Annotated in this window: 18 protein-coding genes; 17 read left to right on the top strand and 1 reads right to left on the bottom strand. The window is 60.4% G+C overall.

The window, feature by feature from the left end; all coding sequences use genetic code 11:
- Positions 1–17: 17 nt before the first annotated feature.
- Together Q7V03_RS05715 and Q7V03_RS05720 are read left to right on the top strand one after the other, a co-directional pair.
- Positions 18–890, top strand: coding sequence for a 50S ribosomal protein L11 methyltransferase (locus Q7V03_RS05715; RefSeq protein WP_304924646.1), 873 nt, complete (start codon positions 18–20; stop codon positions 888–890).
- Between the two features lie 119 nt (positions 891–1,009).
- Complete coding sequence (locus Q7V03_RS05720; protein ID WP_304924647.1) at positions 1,010–1,360, top strand: hypothetical protein; 351 nt, start codon at positions 1,010–1,012, stop codon at positions 1,358–1,360.
- Positions 1,361–1,547: 187 nt separating this feature from the next.
- Here the strand turns inward: Q7V03_RS05720 and Q7V03_RS05725 are convergent, their stop codons facing one another.
- Positions 1,548–1,751 carry a DUF1127 domain-containing protein gene (locus Q7V03_RS05725; RefSeq protein ID WP_304924648.1) on the bottom strand — a complete coding sequence of 68 codons (204 nt, stop codon included), beginning with the start codon at positions 1,749–1,751 and terminating at the stop codon, positions 1,548–1,550.
- 340 nt (positions 1,752–2,091) lie between these two features.
- On the opposite strand from Q7V03_RS05725, the gene ruvC reads away from it, so the two are divergent.
- From ruvC to Q7V03_RS05800, 15 genes are all read left to right on the top strand, one after another.
- The gene (gene ruvC, locus Q7V03_RS05730) at positions 2,092–2,610 is read left to right on the top strand and encodes a crossover junction endodeoxyribonuclease RuvC (RefSeq protein WP_304924649.1); all 519 of its coding nucleotides are present in this window, start codon (positions 2,092–2,094) and stop codon (positions 2,608–2,610) included.
- On the top strand, positions 2,607–3,287 hold the full coding sequence (ruvA, locus tag Q7V03_RS05735) for a Holliday junction branch migration protein RuvA (RefSeq protein WP_304924650.1): 681 nt from the start codon (positions 2,607–2,609) through the stop codon (positions 3,285–3,287). The genes ruvC and ruvA overlap by 4 nt, the downstream gene beginning before the upstream one ends.
- Positions 3,284–4,312 carry a Holliday junction branch migration DNA helicase RuvB gene (ruvB, locus tag Q7V03_RS05740; protein WP_304924662.1) on the top strand — a complete coding sequence of 343 codons (1,029 nt, stop codon included), beginning with the start codon at positions 3,284–3,286 and terminating at the stop codon, positions 4,310–4,312. Before ruvA ends, ruvB begins: the two co-directional genes overlap by 4 nt.
- Positions 4,313–4,600: 288 nt before the next feature.
- Positions 4,601–5,212, top strand: coding sequence for a hypothetical protein (locus Q7V03_RS05745; protein ID WP_304924651.1), 612 nt, complete (start codon positions 4,601–4,603; stop codon positions 5,210–5,212).
- Positions 5,209–5,889 (top strand): DUF2161 family putative PD-(D/E)XK-type phosphodiesterase, encoded by a 681-nt coding sequence (locus Q7V03_RS05750; RefSeq protein WP_304924652.1) that lies wholly within the window; start codon positions 5,209–5,211, stop codon positions 5,887–5,889. The genes Q7V03_RS05745 and Q7V03_RS05750 overlap by 4 nt, the downstream gene beginning before the upstream one ends.
- Positions 5,876–6,274: a tol-pal system-associated acyl-CoA thioesterase gene (gene ybgC / locus Q7V03_RS05755; RefSeq protein WP_304924653.1), complete on the top strand. Its 399-nt coding sequence runs from the start codon at positions 5,876–5,878 to the stop codon at positions 6,272–6,274. The genes Q7V03_RS05750 and ybgC overlap by 14 nt, the downstream gene beginning before the upstream one ends.
- A gap of 154 nt (positions 6,275–6,428) precedes the next feature.
- Positions 6,429–7,124, top strand: coding sequence for a protein TolQ (gene tolQ, locus Q7V03_RS05760; RefSeq protein ID WP_054005786.1), 696 nt, complete (start codon positions 6,429–6,431; stop codon positions 7,122–7,124).
- Between the two features lies 1 nt (position 7,125).
- On the top strand, positions 7,126–7,590 hold the full coding sequence (gene tolR, locus Q7V03_RS05765) for a protein TolR (RefSeq protein ID WP_304924654.1): 465 nt from the start codon (positions 7,126–7,128) through the stop codon (positions 7,588–7,590).
- A gap of 6 nt (positions 7,591–7,596) precedes the next feature.
- The gene (locus Q7V03_RS05770; protein ID WP_304924655.1) at positions 7,597–8,817 is read left to right on the top strand and encodes a hypothetical protein; all 1,221 of its coding nucleotides are present in this window, start codon (positions 7,597–7,599) and stop codon (positions 8,815–8,817) included.
- Positions 8,818–8,945: 128 nt separating this feature from the next.
- Positions 8,946–10,229 (top strand): Tol-Pal system beta propeller repeat protein TolB, encoded by a 1,284-nt coding sequence (gene tolB, locus Q7V03_RS05775; RefSeq protein ID WP_304924663.1) that lies wholly within the window; start codon positions 8,946–8,948, stop codon positions 10,227–10,229.
- Positions 10,230–10,313: 84 nt separating this feature from the next.
- Positions 10,314–10,841 carry a peptidoglycan-associated lipoprotein Pal gene (gene pal / locus Q7V03_RS05780; protein ID WP_304924656.1) on the top strand — a complete coding sequence of 176 codons (528 nt, stop codon included), beginning with the start codon at positions 10,314–10,316 and terminating at the stop codon, positions 10,839–10,841.
- Between the two features lie 94 nt (positions 10,842–10,935).
- Positions 10,936–11,784, top strand: coding sequence for a tol-pal system protein YbgF (gene ybgF, locus Q7V03_RS05785; protein ID WP_304924657.1), 849 nt, complete (start codon positions 10,936–10,938; stop codon positions 11,782–11,784).
- On the top strand, positions 11,775–13,022 hold the full coding sequence (gene tilS, locus Q7V03_RS05790) for a tRNA lysidine(34) synthetase TilS (RefSeq protein ID WP_304924658.1): 1,248 nt from the start codon (positions 11,775–11,777) through the stop codon (positions 13,020–13,022). Before ybgF ends, tilS begins: the two co-directional genes overlap by 10 nt.
- Before the next feature lie 84 nt (positions 13,023–13,106).
- A complete protein-coding gene (ftsH, locus tag Q7V03_RS05795; protein WP_304924659.1) occupies positions 13,107–15,026 on the top strand; it encodes an ATP-dependent zinc metalloprotease FtsH in 1,920 nt (639 codons plus the stop codon).
- 349 nt (positions 15,027–15,375) lie between these two features.
- Entirely contained in the window at positions 15,376–15,528 is a 153-nt protein-coding gene (locus Q7V03_RS05800) for a hypothetical protein (protein WP_304924660.1), read from the top strand.
- The last annotated feature ends 91 nt before the right edge of the window (positions 15,529–15,619 follow it).

Here is a 15,619-nt window from a genome sequence, read left to right on the forward strand (position 1 = left end):
CTAGAACGGATCATCCCATGCCCACCTACACCGCTTTGACCACCCTGATGGGCGAAGACGCCGCCAATGCGCTTGCCGAGGCCATCGAGAAGATGGAGCCAGAGCCGACCGGGGTGGGCGTGTTCGAGATCGAGGACGACTCGGGGCTGTGGGAGGTTGGCGCTTATTTCCTTGAAGCCCCGTCCGAGGCGGTTCTGGAACTGCTGGCGATGGCCTTTGATGCCAGACCCTTCGCCCTCTCGGAACTGCCCGAGATCGACTGGGTCGCCAAGGTGCGCCGCGAGCTTTCGCCTGTCGTGGCGGGGCGGTTTTTCGTCTATGGCTCGCATGATGCCGACAAGGTGCCTGCCGACAAGATCGCGCTGCAAATCGAGGCGACCGTGGCTTTTGGAACAGGCCATCACGGTACAACCTTGGGCTGCCTGCGCGCCTTTGATCGGCTGTATGGCGAAGGCTTCCGTCCCGCCAAGGTCGCGGACATCGGTTGCGGCACCGCCGTTCTGGCGCTGGCTGCTGCTGCCGTGCTGCCCGATGCGCTGGTGATCGCCTCTGACATCGACGAAGTGGCTGTTGATGTCGCCGAAGCCAATGTTGCCATCAACCAGATGGAAGGCCGGATTGAGACGATGGAGGCCGCAGGTTTCGCGCATCCGCGTCTGGCCGAGGCTGCGCCCTATGATCTGGTGTTTGCCAATATTCTGAAAGGCCCGCTGGTCGAGCTTGCCCCGGATATGGCCAAGCATCTGGCGCAAAACGGCCTGATCATCCTGTCAGGGCTGCTGGTGGTGCAGGCGGATGCGATCACCGCCGCCTATGTCGCCAATGGCTTCACCCCGCAGGCCCGCGAAGATCTGGGCGAGTGGTCTTGTCTGGTGATGCGGCGGAACTAAGACGGCTAACACAAGGTTAACGGCGAAATGACGGCAGCTTTTACGAATTGCCCAAATTTTGCCATAATCTGCGGGTAAAAGATAAATAGGCGGGGGCCAGTGAGTACGGAGTTATTCGGATGGCCGACCCGAATCTGGTAGATTTTTACACGAATGTCGCGCGCTTTGAGAAAAAGCGCGCCAAAGGCTATGGCTTTGATGCCGCTGGAACGCTTGGGCGTTCCTATTTCAACCCACCGCTCCGCAAGCGCCGCTCTTGGCTGATGCCGATGATCTTGGTGCTTTGCGCAGGTATCGGTCTGAAGGGCATGATTTATCAATCGGTTGGCGCGAAGACCTATGATCAGCGCGTGCAGGCTTTGCTGGTTGGCGAAGGCTTTGATCGTCTTGGCGGCTGGCTGATGCAGGCCGATCCGGCGACGGTGTTTGTCGCGGGTAAAATCAGCGAAGGTCTGAAAGCGTTCAAATAGCTCGAATTTAAGCGAGCCATTTTTAGCACCAAAGCAGGCGGGCCACGGCGGCCTTGCCTGCGTTTTCTATTTGTTCAACATCACAAACGCAAAGGGCCGATGCCTCGCAGCACCGACCCTTTTTACATCCGATAAGATCAGGCCGCCAGTTCTGGACTAATCTGATTTCAGATCAATCCAAAAGCGGTTAACGGCCGATCAATTCCACATCACCACGGCACAGACCGATATCATCAAGCTCACGGTCAGACAGTTTGCCCAGAGCGCGACGCGTGATGCGTGCATCATTCCAAGCAGCGAAGCTGTTCGCGAACGTCGAGACGACCTGAACAGAACGGAAAATCGAGATGGCACCAAACGGCGCCGCGCGGGACGACTCATAGGCGGCCATAGCGGTTATCCTTTACAAACTTTTATATCCGAACAGCACCTTGCTTTCGGTGAGGCTTATCTAGCTGTGCTGCAGACCTCGCACAACGGACACGCAAGCAAGTCTGCATTGCGCCCATTGCATAGCCATACGCCACAATTTCGCCGCTATTTGACAGGCGATTTGGAAACCACGCGTCTTTTGGTCGTGTTTCGTAGCGCGGATGTCGCTTTATCGCATCTGCATAGTCGCGGGCTGTGGCGGCGGCAAGAAATAATTCACCCTTGGCGGATGTTCTCTTTTCGTGCTAATTCTGTCAAAAGCAGAAACTCTGCGAAAAATAGAAGAAAAAGGGGCGGGAATGCGGGTTTTGGGAATCGACCCCGGTTTGCGCAACCTTGGCTGGGGGGTGATTGATGTGGTGGGTTCGAAACTCACCCATGTCGCCAATGGCATTTGCCACTCTGCCCCCGGTGACGGCGATGGCGATCTGGCGCAAAGACTGTTCTCGTTGCACAGCCAGCTGACGGAAGTGCTGCGCCAATATGGCCCTGATGCGGCGGCGGTCGAGCATACCTTTGTGAACAAAGACGCGGTGGCGACGCTGAAGCTGGGTCAGGCGCGCGGCATCGCCCTGCTGGTGCCCGCGCAATTTGGCCTGACGGTGGGCGAATATGCGCCGAATGCGGTGAAGAAAACCGTGGTGGGGGTGGGCCATGCCGATAAGGGTCAGGTCGATCATATGGTGCGGGTGCAACTGCCCGGCGTGAAAATCGCGGGGCCAGATGCGGCGGATGCTCTGGCGATTGCGATATGCCACGCGCATCATCTGCAAAGCGCGGGCCGCTTGCAGGCGGCAATGAAAAGGGCGGTTGGATGATCGGGAAGTTATCAGGGCGGCTGGATTGGCGGGGCAGTGATCAGGTGCTGATCGACGTGCGCGGGGTTGGCTATATTGTCTATGTCAACGACCGCACCTTGGCTGCGATGCCTGCGGTGGGTGAGGCGGTGTCTTTGTACACCGACCTGCTGGTGCGCGAGGATCTGCTGCAACTGTTCGGGTTTGCGACACTTTTAGATAAGGAGTGGCACAAGCTGCTGACCACCGTGCAGGGTGTTGGGGCCAAGGCCGCGATGGCGATCATGGGCACGTTGGGCGCGGATGGTGTGGCGCGGGCGCTGACTTTGGGCGACCAACGGGCGATACAGGCAGCGCCGGGCGTAGGGCCGAAACTGGCGCAGCGGATCATTCTGGAGTTGAAATCGAAAGCCCCGACTATCATGGCGATGGGGGCGAATTTGGCGGTGGCGGCGGAGGTGGATGAAAGCGTTTTGGAACCTGTGACGCCGATGACCCCGCGCAAAGCGGCGGCTCCGACGGCTGCGCAAAACCGCGCTGGCTTTACGGCAGACGCTTTGTCGGCGCTGGTGAATTTGGGCTACGCGCATGGCGAGGCGGCGCAGGCGATCTCTACCATCGCGGTGGAACAACCCGAGGCTGACACCGCGACGCTGATCCGGGCGGCGTTGAAACTGCTGGCTCCGAAGGCGCGCTGATGCAATCTGACCCCGATCTGCGCCCCGAAGCTTTGCCCGAAGACCTTGACCGCGCCCTGCGCCCGCAGGTTTTGGAAGATTTCGTCGGCCAGCAAGATGCCCGCGCGAACCTGCGGGTGTTTATTGAAAGCGCGAAGATCCGCGGCGAGTCGATGGATCACACGCTGTTTCACGGGCCTCCGGGGCTTGGCAAGACCACCCTCGCGCAGATCATGGCGCGCGAATTGGGGGTGGGGTTTCGGATGACCTCGGGCCCGGTGCTGGCGAAGCCCGGCGATCTGGCGGCGATCCTGACCAATCTTGAGCCGCGCGATGTGCTGTTCATCGACGAGATTCATCGGCTGTCTCCGATCGTGGAGGAGGTTTTGTATCCGGCGATGGAGGATTTCGCGCTGGATCTGGTGATCGGCGAGGGGCCAGCGGCGCGCACGGTGCGGATCGAGTTGCAGCCGTTCACGCTGGTGGGGGCGACGACCCGGTTGGGGTTGCTGACGACGCCGCTGCGGGATCGGTTTGGGATACCGATGCGGTTGCAGTTTTATACCGAGGATGAGTTGGATTTGATCGTCACCCGTGGCGCGCGGCTGTTGGGGATTCCGTCTGATCCTGCGGGAACCCGAGAGATCGCGAAGCGGGCGCGGGGCACACCTCGGATCGCGGGGCGGCTTCTGCGTCGGGTGGTTGATTTCGTGACCGTGGAAGGCGACGGGCGGCTGACGCGGGCGATTGCGGATCGGGCGCTGACACGGTTGGGGGTGGATGAGATCGGGCTGGATGGTGCCGATCGGCGGTATCTGATGCTGCTGGCCGAGCATTACGGCGGCGGGCCTGTTGGGGTCGAGACGATTGCGGCGGCTTTGTCGGAGGCAAGGGATGCGGTGGAGGAGGTGATCGAGCCTTATTTGCTGCAACAGGGATTGCTGCAACGGACCCCGAGGGGCCGGATGCTGGCGGCGCGGGCTTGGCGGCATTTGGGGATGGACGCACCGCGTCCTGCGGGGCAGTCGGATTTGTTTGAAGGCTAGTGTCCCCGCGTGGACAGGGGTTTGGTTTATATGAAATCAAGAGGTTATGGGTGGCTGTTCCGGGATTGTTAAGGTTTGATGCGGCTTGCGAGTGGATGCCTCGGAGCCTGCGGCGGGGATATTTAGGCCGATGTGAAATGGGCAGAAGTAGGCTCTTGGGTCATCCTCTGTGCTCAAATATCCCCGTCGGAGACGCATGGTTCAAGCAGATCAGCGCCATAAGGTTGAGCCTGCGCCCTTGCCGCGCTATCCGGAGGGCGTAATGAGGGCGTAATATGGAGGGCCGGCATGACACCTGAACAGGTTCAGACATTCTTTACCCGCAGCGATGGCAGTTATCTGTTCGCGCGCTGGGGGCGGCCGATTGTGCCTGTGGTGTTTGGCGTCGAGGACGCGACTCTTCGTGTGGTGAAGGGGGCGATTGAGGCGGTGGTGACTCTGGCCGATCACAAGATGGCCGAGCATGACCCGGAACTTGGCGCGAACCTGATGGTGTTTTTCTTTCGCGATTGGGCCGAGTTGCCGCAGGTGCCGAACCTTGAGCGGCTGGTTCCGGATTTGGCGCCTTTGTGTGATCGGCTTGAGCTGGCGGGGGCCAATCAATATCGGTTTTTCCGCTTTGACCCGGATGGCGCGATTAAGGCGGCGTTTGTGTTTTTGCGGATGGATACGCATTTACAGGCGATTGCGGCAGAGGACTTGGCTTTGGCGCAGGCGGCGCAGGTGATTTGCTTGTGGTCAGACCGGGCGTTTGCCGAGGTGTCGCCACTGGCGCGGGTTGCGGGGCAGGTGATCTTGCGGCCCGATGTGGCGGGGATCATCCGGGCGGGCTATGCGCGGCTTATGCCGGTGGTGGCACGCGATGCGAGCCATGCGTTGCGTCTGGCGGCGCGGCTGTGAAAGAGGCCGATCTTTACCCCGACCTGAAGGCCTATCTGGAGGCGCAGGGCTATGTGGTGAAGGGCGAAGTGGGCGCTTGTGATATCCTGGCGCGGCGCGGCCGCGAGCCCGCGGTGGTGGTGGAGATGAAGCTGTCGTTTTCACTCGCGCTGGTGATGCAGGGTGTGGCGCGGCAGGCGTTGTTTGACGATGTGTATCTGGCGGTTCCGGTGACGGAAAAGGGCTGGAAGCTGCGCTACAAGGATATTGTGGCGTTGTGTCGGCGGTTGGGCCTTGGGCTTTTGGCGGTGAAGCCGGGACTGGTTGAGGCACATCTTGATCCGGGGCCTTACAGCCCGCGCAAGAATACCCTGCGGGCGGGGCGGTTGTTGCGCGAGTTTGAGCGCCGGGTGGGCGATCCGAATTTGGGCGGCACCACGGGCATCAAGCGGGTGACGGCCTATCGGCAGGATGCTTTGCGGTGTTTGGCCAGCTTGGCGCTTGGGCCGATGAAGGCGTCGGAAGTGGCGAAGGCTGCGGGTGTCGCGCGCGCCGCTGTGTTGATGCGGGCGGATCATTATGGCTGGTTCGAGCGCGTCTCGGTGGGGATTTACGCTTTGACGCCGCAGGGGCGGGCGGCGATTGTCAGTGAGGCTGCCGAGATGGCGCGACTGCGAGGGCAAGATGCATCAGTTTGATCTGCGGGTGTATTATGAGGACACTGACCTTGCGGGTATCGTCTATTACGCCAATTACCTGAAATTCATCGAACGTGGGCGCTCGGAATGGGTGCGGGCTTTGGGGGTGGATCAGGTGGCGTTGAAGGCCGCGCAGGGCTTGGTGTTTGCGGTGCGGCGGGTGGAGGCGGATTATTTGCGGCCCGCGCAGTTTGATGATGTCTTACAGGTGACGACGGAGTGTTTGGCGATTTCTGGTGTGCGGATTGAGTTGAGCCAAGCGGTTTTGCGCGGTGGTGAGCGGCTGTTTCTGGCTTTGGTTACATTGGTGTGTCTGACCAATACGGGCCAGCCTGCGCGGATTCCGGCGGATATGCGCGCTAAGCTGTTGCCTGCGCTGCATTAGAGCCGCGCGGCAAATTTAAGCACCTGTTCACGCAACCCGACTTTAGGGGCGGTTTGTTGCCATCATCGCGCCATTGTGTTGGCAATAGGGTTCAATTCTTGTTAAGATTAGGGCAATAAGCGGCCAAAGAGCCCCGATAACAAGAGCAGGCGTTATGAACACTGAAGCCGTTGGTATGGCGCAAGAGATTGATTTCTCTATGCTCGCCCTGTTTTTCCGCGCAACCCTCACGGTGAAACTCGTGATGATGTGCTTGATTATCATGTCGTTTTGGTCATGGTCGATCATCATTCAAAAACATATCCTGTTCCGCAAATCACGCGGCGAGGCGACGGTGTTTGACCGCGAGTTCTGGTCGGGAGAACCTTTGGATGGCTTGTTCGAGAAGATCGGCGGTGACCCACAAGGGCCGTCCGAGAAGATTTTTGCCGCCGGGATGCTGGAGTGGCGACGCTCGCACAGGCAAGATGGCGGCTTGATCGCGGGCGCGCAGGCGCGGATTGACCGGGCGATGGATGTGGCGATTGCGCGTGAGGCTGGGGTGTTGAACAAGGGCCTGTCGTTCTTGGCCACCGTGGGCGCGACAGCACCCTTCATCGGGCTGTTCGGTACGGTGTATGGCATTATGCACGCCTTTACCCAGATTGCGGCGACGAAGAACACTGATTTGGCCACCGTGGCGCCGGGGATTGCCGAGGCGTTGATGGCGACCGGGATCGGTCTGGTGGCAGCTATCCCGGCGGTTATTTTCTATAACAAACTCAATGCGGATAGCGAACATATCACCAGCGGGTATGAGGCGTTTGCGGACGAGTTTGCGACGATCCTGTCGCGCCAGTTGGACGCCTGACATGGCCGCGGGGGTTGTCAAAAAATCCGGTGGCGGCGGGCGCAGGCGGCGCAGGGGGTCTTCGGCGGCGATGGCTGATATCAACATCACGCCGTTTGTCGATGTGATGCTGGTGCTGCTGATCATCTTCATGGTGACCGCGCCGATGCTGACGGTTGGGGTGCCTTTGGAGTTGCCGAAGACGGCGGCAACCAGCTTGCCGACCGAGCAAGAGGAGCCTTTGACGGTGTCGATCACCAAAGAGGGCGTTTTGATGATCCAGACTTCGGAAGTCGCGGACGCCGATCTGATCGCCAAGCTGCAAGCGATTGCCTCGCAGCGCAAATCCGACAAGATTTTCCTGCGCGCCGATGGGGCGCTGCCTTACACGCGGGTGGCAGAGGTGATGGGGGCACTGTCTGCGGGCGGGTTTAGCAACATTGGTCTGGTCACTGATGCAGGCGGGCCGAAGATGGACGGCAACTAGGGCGCGATGGACAAAAGCCAGATCCTTTCCGGCGTAGGCCATGCGGTCGTCATCACCTGGGTGGTGCTGGGCGATTGGCTGTTTGCGCCGCGCGAACTGCCACCGCCGGATTCGGTGCAGGTGTCGATGGTGTCGGAATCGGATTTGAAGGCGATGCAGGATGCGGCGGCGCAGTCTGTGAAGCCCCCGGCGGATACGCCAGAGGTGAAGCCTGCGGCCAAGCCCGCGCCGAAGCCACAGGTCGAAGCACCTGCTCCGGTCGAGCCTGAGGTTGCGGTGGTAGAACCGACCCCGGTGGTGCCTGTGCAGCCCTCGCCCGATGTTCCAGTGGCCGCCAATCCGCAGCCGAATGAAGCGCCGCCCGTGGTGGCCCCGATTGCCGAGGCAGAACAGCCGATCCCCGTGCCGACGATGGATGAGAAGCCCAAGCCTAAGCCTGCGACGCGGATCACCGATACGCCGGTCGAGGCCACGGTGGATACGCCTGTTGAGGCGGATGCTCCGTCGCCGGAAGTGACGGATCAGCCGACCGATCAGCCGCCGGTTGAAGAAGATAAGCCTGCCGCGTCACCGCAGGACTCGGCCACGATGACCGCCCCCGATGCGGTGGTGACGGATGCGCCGGAACTGGCCCCGACTGCCAGCGTGCGTCCGCAGACCCGGCCGGATAAGCCAGTGGTTGAGACACCTGTGGAAGACCCGCAGGTGGTGCTGGATGCGCAGGCCGAGGCGGATGCGCAGGCGGCGCAGATGGCCAAAGAGCAGTCAGATGCGCAGGCCAAGGCTGATGCAGAGGCCGCCGATCAGGCGGCGATTGATGCGGCTTTGGCAGATGCGGCCTCGGATGCGCCGGCGCAAGATGGCGGACAGACCGACATTCCCGAAGGCCCCCCGATGACGGCGGGTGAGAAGGATGGGGTGCGGGTGTCGATCAACCAATGTTGGAACATCGGCACGCTTTCCACCGCAGCACAGCGGATCAAGTTGACCTTACGGGTTGAGATGAAGGAAGATGGCACGCCCGATAGCAATGGCATCACCATGACCACCTTCGCGGGCGGCGATGAGGCTGCGGCGGTTCAAGCCTTTGATGCGGCCCGTCGTGCGGTGATCCGGGGCGTCAAGGGCTGTGGCGGCAAGGCCGGCTACGACCTTGACCCTGCCAAATACGCCGAATGGAACGTGATGAACCTGAATTTCGACGCTTCGGGCATGAGGCTGCGATGATCCGACGAATGTTCCCCTGCAATCCCCACGCGAAGCCCGCACAGTCACAAGGCCAGAGCAGGCCACATAATTCGCCCTTGAAAAACGAGGACAAGATGCGCCCTTTCAAATCCCTAACTGCCGCGCTGATGATCGGGTTTTCCAGCCTGACCACGGTCGCTCATGCCGAGATCACCATCGACATCAACTCTCCGGTGATTGAACCGATGCCCTTCGCGGTGCCGGATTTTATCGACGAGGGCGGGGCGGGGGAGCTTGCTGCGAATATCTCTCGGGTGGTGGCTGCGGATTTGGCTGGCACGGGGCTTTTTATCGAGACGCCGCAGGATGCTTACATCAGCCGCGTGACTTCTTTCGACGCGCCGATTTCTTACCCGGATTGGCAGGCGATCAACACCCAAGCCCTGATCACGGGGGCTGTGCAGGCTGGGGGCGACCGGATTGTGGTGAAGTTCCGGCTGTTCGACGTGGCGTCGGGCCAGCCGTTGGGCGAGGGGCTGCAATTTGCGGGCACTCCCGAAAGCTGGCGGCGGATGGCGCATAAAGTGGCCGATGCGGTGTATGCGCGCATCACCGGGGAAGGCCCGTATTTCGACAGCCGGGTGGTCTATGTGTCTGAAAGTGGTCCAAAGAACCAGCGCCAGAAACGCCTGGGTGTGATGGATTATGACGGCGCGAATGTGAAATATCTGACCGATAGCAGCAGCATCGTCTTAGCCCCCCGGTTCTCGCCGAATGGGGATCGGATTCTGTTCACCTCTTATGCCTCGGGTTTTCCGGCGATCTATCTGATGGATGTGGGGTCGTTGAAAACCCGCAACTTGGGCGAAGTGCCCGGCACGATGACCTTCGCGCCGCGGTTCAGCCCGGATGGCAATACCGTGGTGTTCAGTCTGGAAAAGGGCGGCAATAGCGATATTTACTCGATGGATATCGGCTCGGGGGCGATGACCCAGTTGACCAATGCGCCGTCGATTGAAACCTCGCCCAGCTTTAGCCCGGATGGGTCGCAGATCGTGTTTGAAAGCGACCGTTCCGGCACCCAGCAAATCTATATGATGGGCGCGGGCGGCGGCGAAGGCGTACGGATTTCCAACGGAAAGGGGCGCTATTCGACCCCGGTGTGGAGCCCGCGCGGCGATATGATTGCGTTCACCAAGCAAAACGAGGGCCGCTTCCACATTGGCGCGATGCTGACCGATGGCACCGAGGAACGCCTGCTGACGGCGTCTTTCCTTGATGAAGGCCCGACTTGGGCGCCGAACGGCCGGGTGATCATGTTCACCCGCGAAGGTGCGGGCGCGGGTGGTCAGGCGGGGTTGATGTCGGTGGATGTCTCGGGACGCAACCTGAAGGCGATCCCGACCGAAGGCCCAGCCTCGGATCCGGCATGGTCGCCGATGCTGCCGTAATTCTTAACGCGCCCCTGATTCCCTTGGCGGCGCAAAGCTGATATAACGGGCGCAATCGAGCTCATAAGAAAAGGATAACCCCTGATGACTTTACTTCCGAAAGCCCTTCTGCTGGTCGCCGCCCTTGGTTTGGCCGCCTGTAACAACCCCGACCGCTATAAGAACGGCGCGGGCGCCGATGGCATGAACAATGGTGTGGGCTCTGGCATCAACACCGATGGTTTGGGCGACCCGAGCAATCCGCGCTCGATTGCCTATTTCAACCAATCGGTCGGCGATCGCGTGCTGTTCCCGGTGGATCAATCGACGCTGACGCCGGAAGCGCGTGGCGTGTTGGCGGGGCAGGCGTCTTGGCTGGCGACCAATGCCGATTATGCGATCATCATCGAAGGCCATGCCGATGAGCAGGGCACCCGCGAGTATAACCTTGCGCTTGGCGCACGTCGTGCGGCTTCGGTGCAGGATTTCCTGATCAGCCAAGGCGTGTCGCCCAGCCGGATGCGGACGATTTCCTACGGTAAGGAACGCCCGATTGAGGTCTGCTCGGACGAAGGCTGCTATTCGAAAAACCGCCGCGCTGTGACGGTGTTGTCGATGGGCACCGGGGCTTAAGTTTCTGGGCTAAAATTGACTGCTAAAATTGACCGCTAAAAGTGACGGGGGCTTGCCGCAGGGCAGGCCCCGATCTGAAACGGAGATTGATCTGATGCGTTGGCTGGTTCTGTGTCTTGCTCTGCTTCCCTTACCTGCGTTTGCACAGGACAAGGCGCAGACCCTTGCCGATCTGAAGGCCGAGTTGGGCCAGTTGTCGGCGCAGTTCAATGGCTTGAAGGCCGAACTGGTGCAATCGGGGGCGGCCGCAACCGGGGCTGCGGGCGGTGACGCTTTGCAGCGGATGGATGCGATGGAGGCCGAGTTGACGCGGGTGACCGCCAAGGCCGAGGAAATTGAGTTGAAGCTGAACCGGGTGATCAGCGATGGCACCAATCGGATCGGCGATATCGAATTCCGGCTGTGTGAACAGACCGAGGGCTGCGATCCGTCGAACATCCCGGAAACGCCGATTTTGGGTGGCGATACGGCGGCGGCGCCAGCGGCGGCTGATCCGGCTTTGGCGGCGGGCACAGATACGGGCACAGATACGGCGGCGGCTGCGGATGCGCCGGAATTGGCGATGGGCGAAAAGAACGATTTTGACCGGGCCAAGGCGGTGCTCGGTCAAGGTGACTTTCGCGCCGCCGCGGACCTCTTTGCGACCTTTACGCAATCCTATCCTGGCAGCCCGTTAAGCGAGGAAGCCAATTTTAACCGGGGTGAGGCTTTGACCAAGCTGGATGACACCGCCAATGCCGCGCGGGCTTATCTGGAAGCGTTTTCGGGTAAACCGGGTGGGCCGTTTGCGGCGGAATCTTTGTTGAAGCTGGGGCAGGCTTTGGGCGCATTGGGTCAGGTGCCGGATGCGTGTGTGACCTTGGCCGAAGTGGGCAACCGCTTTCCGGGCACCATTCATGCCACAAATGCGCAGGTCTCGATGCAGGGGTTGGGGTGTCCGTAGGCAGCGATCAAGACGCGCAACTGCTGGAAATCGCTGCACAATATTGTGCCGAGGGCTCTGCCCTCGGTGTTATGGTTTCTGGCGGCGGCGATTCGATGGCTTTGCTGCATCTGCTGCACCGGGCCGCTGGGGCGCAGGGCATTCGGATTGAGGCGTTGACCATAGATCACGGTTTGCGGGCAGGCGCGCGGGCCGAGGCCGAGATGGTCGCGACGTTTTGCGGCCAGCGTGGCATCCCGCATCAGATCAACCTGTGGCAGCGCGGCGATGCCGGGGGCAATCTGATGGATGAAGCGCGTCGGGCGCGGTATCAAATGGCCGAGGCTTGGGCGGAGGAGCGCGGGCTCTCCCGCATTGCGGTCGGCCATACCGCCGATGATCAGGCCGAGACCTTTCTGATTGGCCTGTCGCGGCAGGCAGGGATCGACGGGCTGTCGGGGATGCGCAGCCGTTGGTTGCAGGGCGGTGTCACGTTCTCTCGGCCATTGCTGAGTATTCCGCGCGCGGCATTGCGCGATTACTTGCGCAGTCACGGCATCCACTGGGCCGACGATCCCAGCAATGCGGACAGCCATTACACCCGCGTCAAAGCCCGCAACGCCTTGGCGGCCTTGGCTTCTTTGGGCATCACGGCGCTGACTTTGGCTGCGGTCAGCGGCAATCTGGAGGCCGCGCGTTTGGCACTTGTCGGCCAAGTTCAGCTGGCGGCGCGGGGGATTGCCCAGACCGAGGCCGGAACGCTGAGTATCCCGCGCGCCGATTTTCTGTCCCACCCGCAGGAAATCCAACGTCGCCTGTTGATCGCGGCGCTGCGCTGGATCACCGGGGCAGGCTATCCGCCGCGCGAGTCTGGGCTAACGGCAGTTCAGGCGGCGATTGCGGCTGGGAAAGATGCGACACTTGGCGGCGTGCGCTTTAAGTCCAAGGCCGATACGATCCAGATTTTGCGTGAGGCGAAAGCGGTGCAAAGCCTTGCCTGTCCGACCACGCAACTGTGGGACAACCGCTGGCAACTGACCGGGCCACATGCACCCAATCTGTGCATTCGCGCGCTTGGGGTCGAGGGTTTGCGCGCTTGCAATGACTGGCGGGCGACCGGCCATCCCCGCGACGCGCTGCTGGTGACCCCGGCGATCTGGCGCGGCGATGCGCTTATTGCCGCACCTCTTGCCGGATTTTCCAACGGTTGGTGCGCAAATCGCAGCCCCAGCTTCGCTTACTTTGTCTTATCGCATTGAACCCGGCGGACTTATCTCTATCTTAAGAACAACTGCCGAAACTGGTCCCATTTGGGCCTCCCGGCCAATCAAACGGAGAAGTTCGTGGGTAACGCACGAAACATTGCATTCTGGGTCGTCCTCTTTCTGCTGATCCTTGCGCTATTTCAAATGTTCAACACCGGGGCGGGCACCTCGTCGTCGTCCAATGTGCCTTATTCTGAGTTTATTCAGCGGGTTGATGCGGGTGAGGTCGCCTCGGCCACGCTGGACGGCGAAAGCGTGATCGTGAAGGGCAAGGATGGTACCAGCTACGCCACCATCGCGCCGAATGATCCGATGCTGACCGATCGGTTGTTGGCCAAAGGCGTTGAAGTGCGTGCAAAAAGCCAGCAACAATCCGGCATTCTGTCGCTGATGTCGGTCTGGTTGCCGTTCATCGTGCTGATCGGCGTGTGGATTTTCTTCATGAATCGGATGCAGGGTGGCGGCAAAGGCGGGGCGATGGGGTTCGGGAAATCCCGCGCCAAGCTGCTGACCGAAAAGCAAGGCCGGGTGACGTTTGACGACGTGGCGGGCATTGACGAGGCGAAAGAGGAGCTTGAGGAGATCGTTGAATTCCTGCGCAATCCGCAGAAATTCTCGCGCTTGGGCGGCAAAATTCCGAAGGGCGCTTTGCTGGTAGGCCCTCCGGGAACCGGTAAAACCCTGCTGGCGCGGGCGATTGCGGGTGAGGCGGGCGTGCCGTTCTTCAGTATTTCGGGGTCGGATTTTGTTGAGATGTTCGTCGGTGTCGGGGCCTCCCGTGTCCGCGATATGTTTGAACAAGCCAAGAAAAACGCGCCCTGCATCGTGTTTATCGACGAGATTGACGCTGTGGGTCGTGCCCGTGGTGTCGGCGTCGGCGGTGGTAACGATGAACGTGAGCAGACCCTGAACCAGCTGCTGGTGGAGATGGACGGCTTTGATGCCAATGAAGGCGTGATCATCGTCGCGGCCACCAACCGCAAGGACGTGCTGGACCCGGCTTTGCTGCGTCCGGGCCGGTTTGACCGCACCATCCATGTGCCGCATCCTGATATCAAAGGCCGTGAGAAAATCTTGTCGGTGCATGCGCGCAAAGTGCCGTCGGGCCCGGATGTTGATTTGCGGGTGATCGCCCGCGGCACGCCGGGGTTCTCGGGGGCAGACCTTGCGAACCTGGTGAACGAGGCAGCCCTGTTGGCCGCCCGCGTCGGCCGCCGCTTTGTCACAATGTCTGATTTTGAAAACGCCAAAGACAAGGTGATGATGGGGGCCGAGCGCCGCTCGATGGTGCTGACCGATGAGCAGAAAGAGCATACCGCGTACCATGAAGCGGGCCACGCGATTGTCGGCATGGCTTTGCCGAAATGCGATCCGGTGTATAAGGCGACGATCATCCCGCGCGGTGGCGCTTTGGGCATGGTGGTGTCGTTGCCCGAGATTGATCGACTGAACTGGCACAAGGATGAGTGCAAGCAGAAGATCGCGATGACGATGGCCGGTAAGGCCGCCGAGATTCTGAAATGGGGCGAGGATACTGTCTCAAACGGGCCGTCTGGTGACATCCAGCAAGCCTCGGGCTTGGCGCGCGCGATGGTGATGCGTTGGGGCATGTCGGATGCGGTTGGCAACATTGACTACGCCGAAGCGCATGAAGGCTATCAGGGTAAAACCGCCGGGCTTTCGGTTTCGGCTGAGACGAAAATGCTGATCGAGCAGGAAGTTAAGGGCCTGATCGACGAAGGCTATGAGACCGCGCGCCGCATCCTGACCGAGCGGGCCGAAGGCTTTGAGCGGTTGGCGAAGGGGTTGTTGGAATATGAGACCCTGACCGGCGAGGAAATCCGCAAGGTTGTCGCGGGCGATACGCCCAGTGCCGTAGATGATGGCATGGGCGACGGTCCAAGTGGGGGTTCTGGTGTCATTGCGATCCCGAAAACCCGGGCGCGCAAGCCGAAGCTGGTGGAACCGCCAGCCGCGCCGATGGAGCCTTCTGCGTGAGCGCAAGCGACAAAGACTGGAGCGCCCGACACCTACGCAAGGTGTCGGGCGCTCCAGTGTTAAAAAATTTCCTAACGTATTGTTTAATATGTTATAATTTATAATTGCCTGATCAAATAATGGCTCGAATTAAAAAGATATAGTCATTTTTCTGCTCAATTTGCTGCTAAATTATCATTGCAATACCCCTTTGCAGCCCTAGAGCGACTTCGCGCATGATGTCAAATTGAAGTTCACTCGGCGAGAACCCACACTGCATATTAGAAAGCGCGTGCCTCGGCGGGATGCGTCTGCGGAAGAACGTGAGTATGTTTGGCTTTCAATGCACACCGACAGCGCGCTTGTGGCAATGCGGAAGGCTTCTGCGATCTGGGATCATATGATCGAGGCTTGGGAAGCAAAGCTTGCCGGGGCCGAAGCTGATGGCAACGCGCAACTGGTGGCCGCCAAGAACCTAGGCTCTGGACTCATTAAATCGCTTGCTCTCGGGGCAATCCATTGATTCATTGGCGGTACCAAGGGGGTGCTGCCATGACCGAAATGTTCCTGCTTTCCGAAGCCCAGATGGCGCGGATATCGCCGTTCTTTCCGCT

Origin of the sequence: Cypionkella sp. (assembly GCF_030652235.1) — a bacterium.
Classification (GTDB): domain Bacteria; phylum Pseudomonadota; class Alphaproteobacteria; order Rhodobacterales; family Rhodobacteraceae; genus Cypionkella.

Bases quoted from the DNA above. Each gene is read 5' to 3' on its own strand.
- Q7V03_RS05715 (WP_304924646.1), top strand. From the start codon at position 18: ATGCCCACCTACACCGCTTTGACCACCCTGATGGGCGAAGACGCCGCC.
- Q7V03_RS05720 (WP_304924647.1), top strand. From the start codon at position 1,010: ATGGCCGACCCGAATCTGGTAGATTTTTACACGAATGTCGCGCGCTTT.
- Q7V03_RS05725 (WP_304924648.1), bottom strand. From the start codon at position 1,751: ATGGCCGCCTATGAGTCGTCCCGCGCGGCGCCGTTTGGTGCCATCTCG.
- ruvC (WP_304924649.1), top strand. From the start codon at position 2,092: ATGCGGGTTTTGGGAATCGACCCCGGTTTGCGCAACCTTGGCTGGGGG.
- ruvA (WP_304924650.1), top strand. From the start codon at position 2,607: ATGATCGGGAAGTTATCAGGGCGGCTGGATTGGCGGGGCAGTGATCAG.
- Q7V03_RS05745 (WP_304924651.1), top strand. From the start codon at position 4,601: ATGACACCTGAACAGGTTCAGACATTCTTTACCCGCAGCGATGGCAGT.
- ybgC (WP_304924653.1), top strand. From the start codon at position 5,876: ATGCATCAGTTTGATCTGCGGGTGTATTATGAGGACACTGACCTTGCG.
- tolQ (WP_054005786.1), top strand. From the start codon at position 6,429: ATGAACACTGAAGCCGTTGGTATGGCGCAAGAGATTGATTTCTCTATG.
- tolR (WP_304924654.1), top strand. From the start codon at position 7,126: ATGGCCGCGGGGGTTGTCAAAAAATCCGGTGGCGGCGGGCGCAGGCGG.
- Q7V03_RS05770 (WP_304924655.1), top strand. From the start codon at position 7,597: ATGGACAAAAGCCAGATCCTTTCCGGCGTAGGCCATGCGGTCGTCATC.
- tolB (WP_304924663.1), top strand. From the start codon at position 8,946: ATGATCGGGTTTTCCAGCCTGACCACGGTCGCTCATGCCGAGATCACC.
- pal (WP_304924656.1), top strand. From the start codon at position 10,314: ATGACTTTACTTCCGAAAGCCCTTCTGCTGGTCGCCGCCCTTGGTTTG.
- ybgF (WP_304924657.1), top strand. From the start codon at position 10,936: ATGCGTTGGCTGGTTCTGTGTCTTGCTCTGCTTCCCTTACCTGCGTTT.
- Q7V03_RS05800 (WP_304924660.1), top strand. From the start codon at position 15,376: ATGCGGAAGGCTTCTGCGATCTGGGATCATATGATCGAGGCTTGGGAA.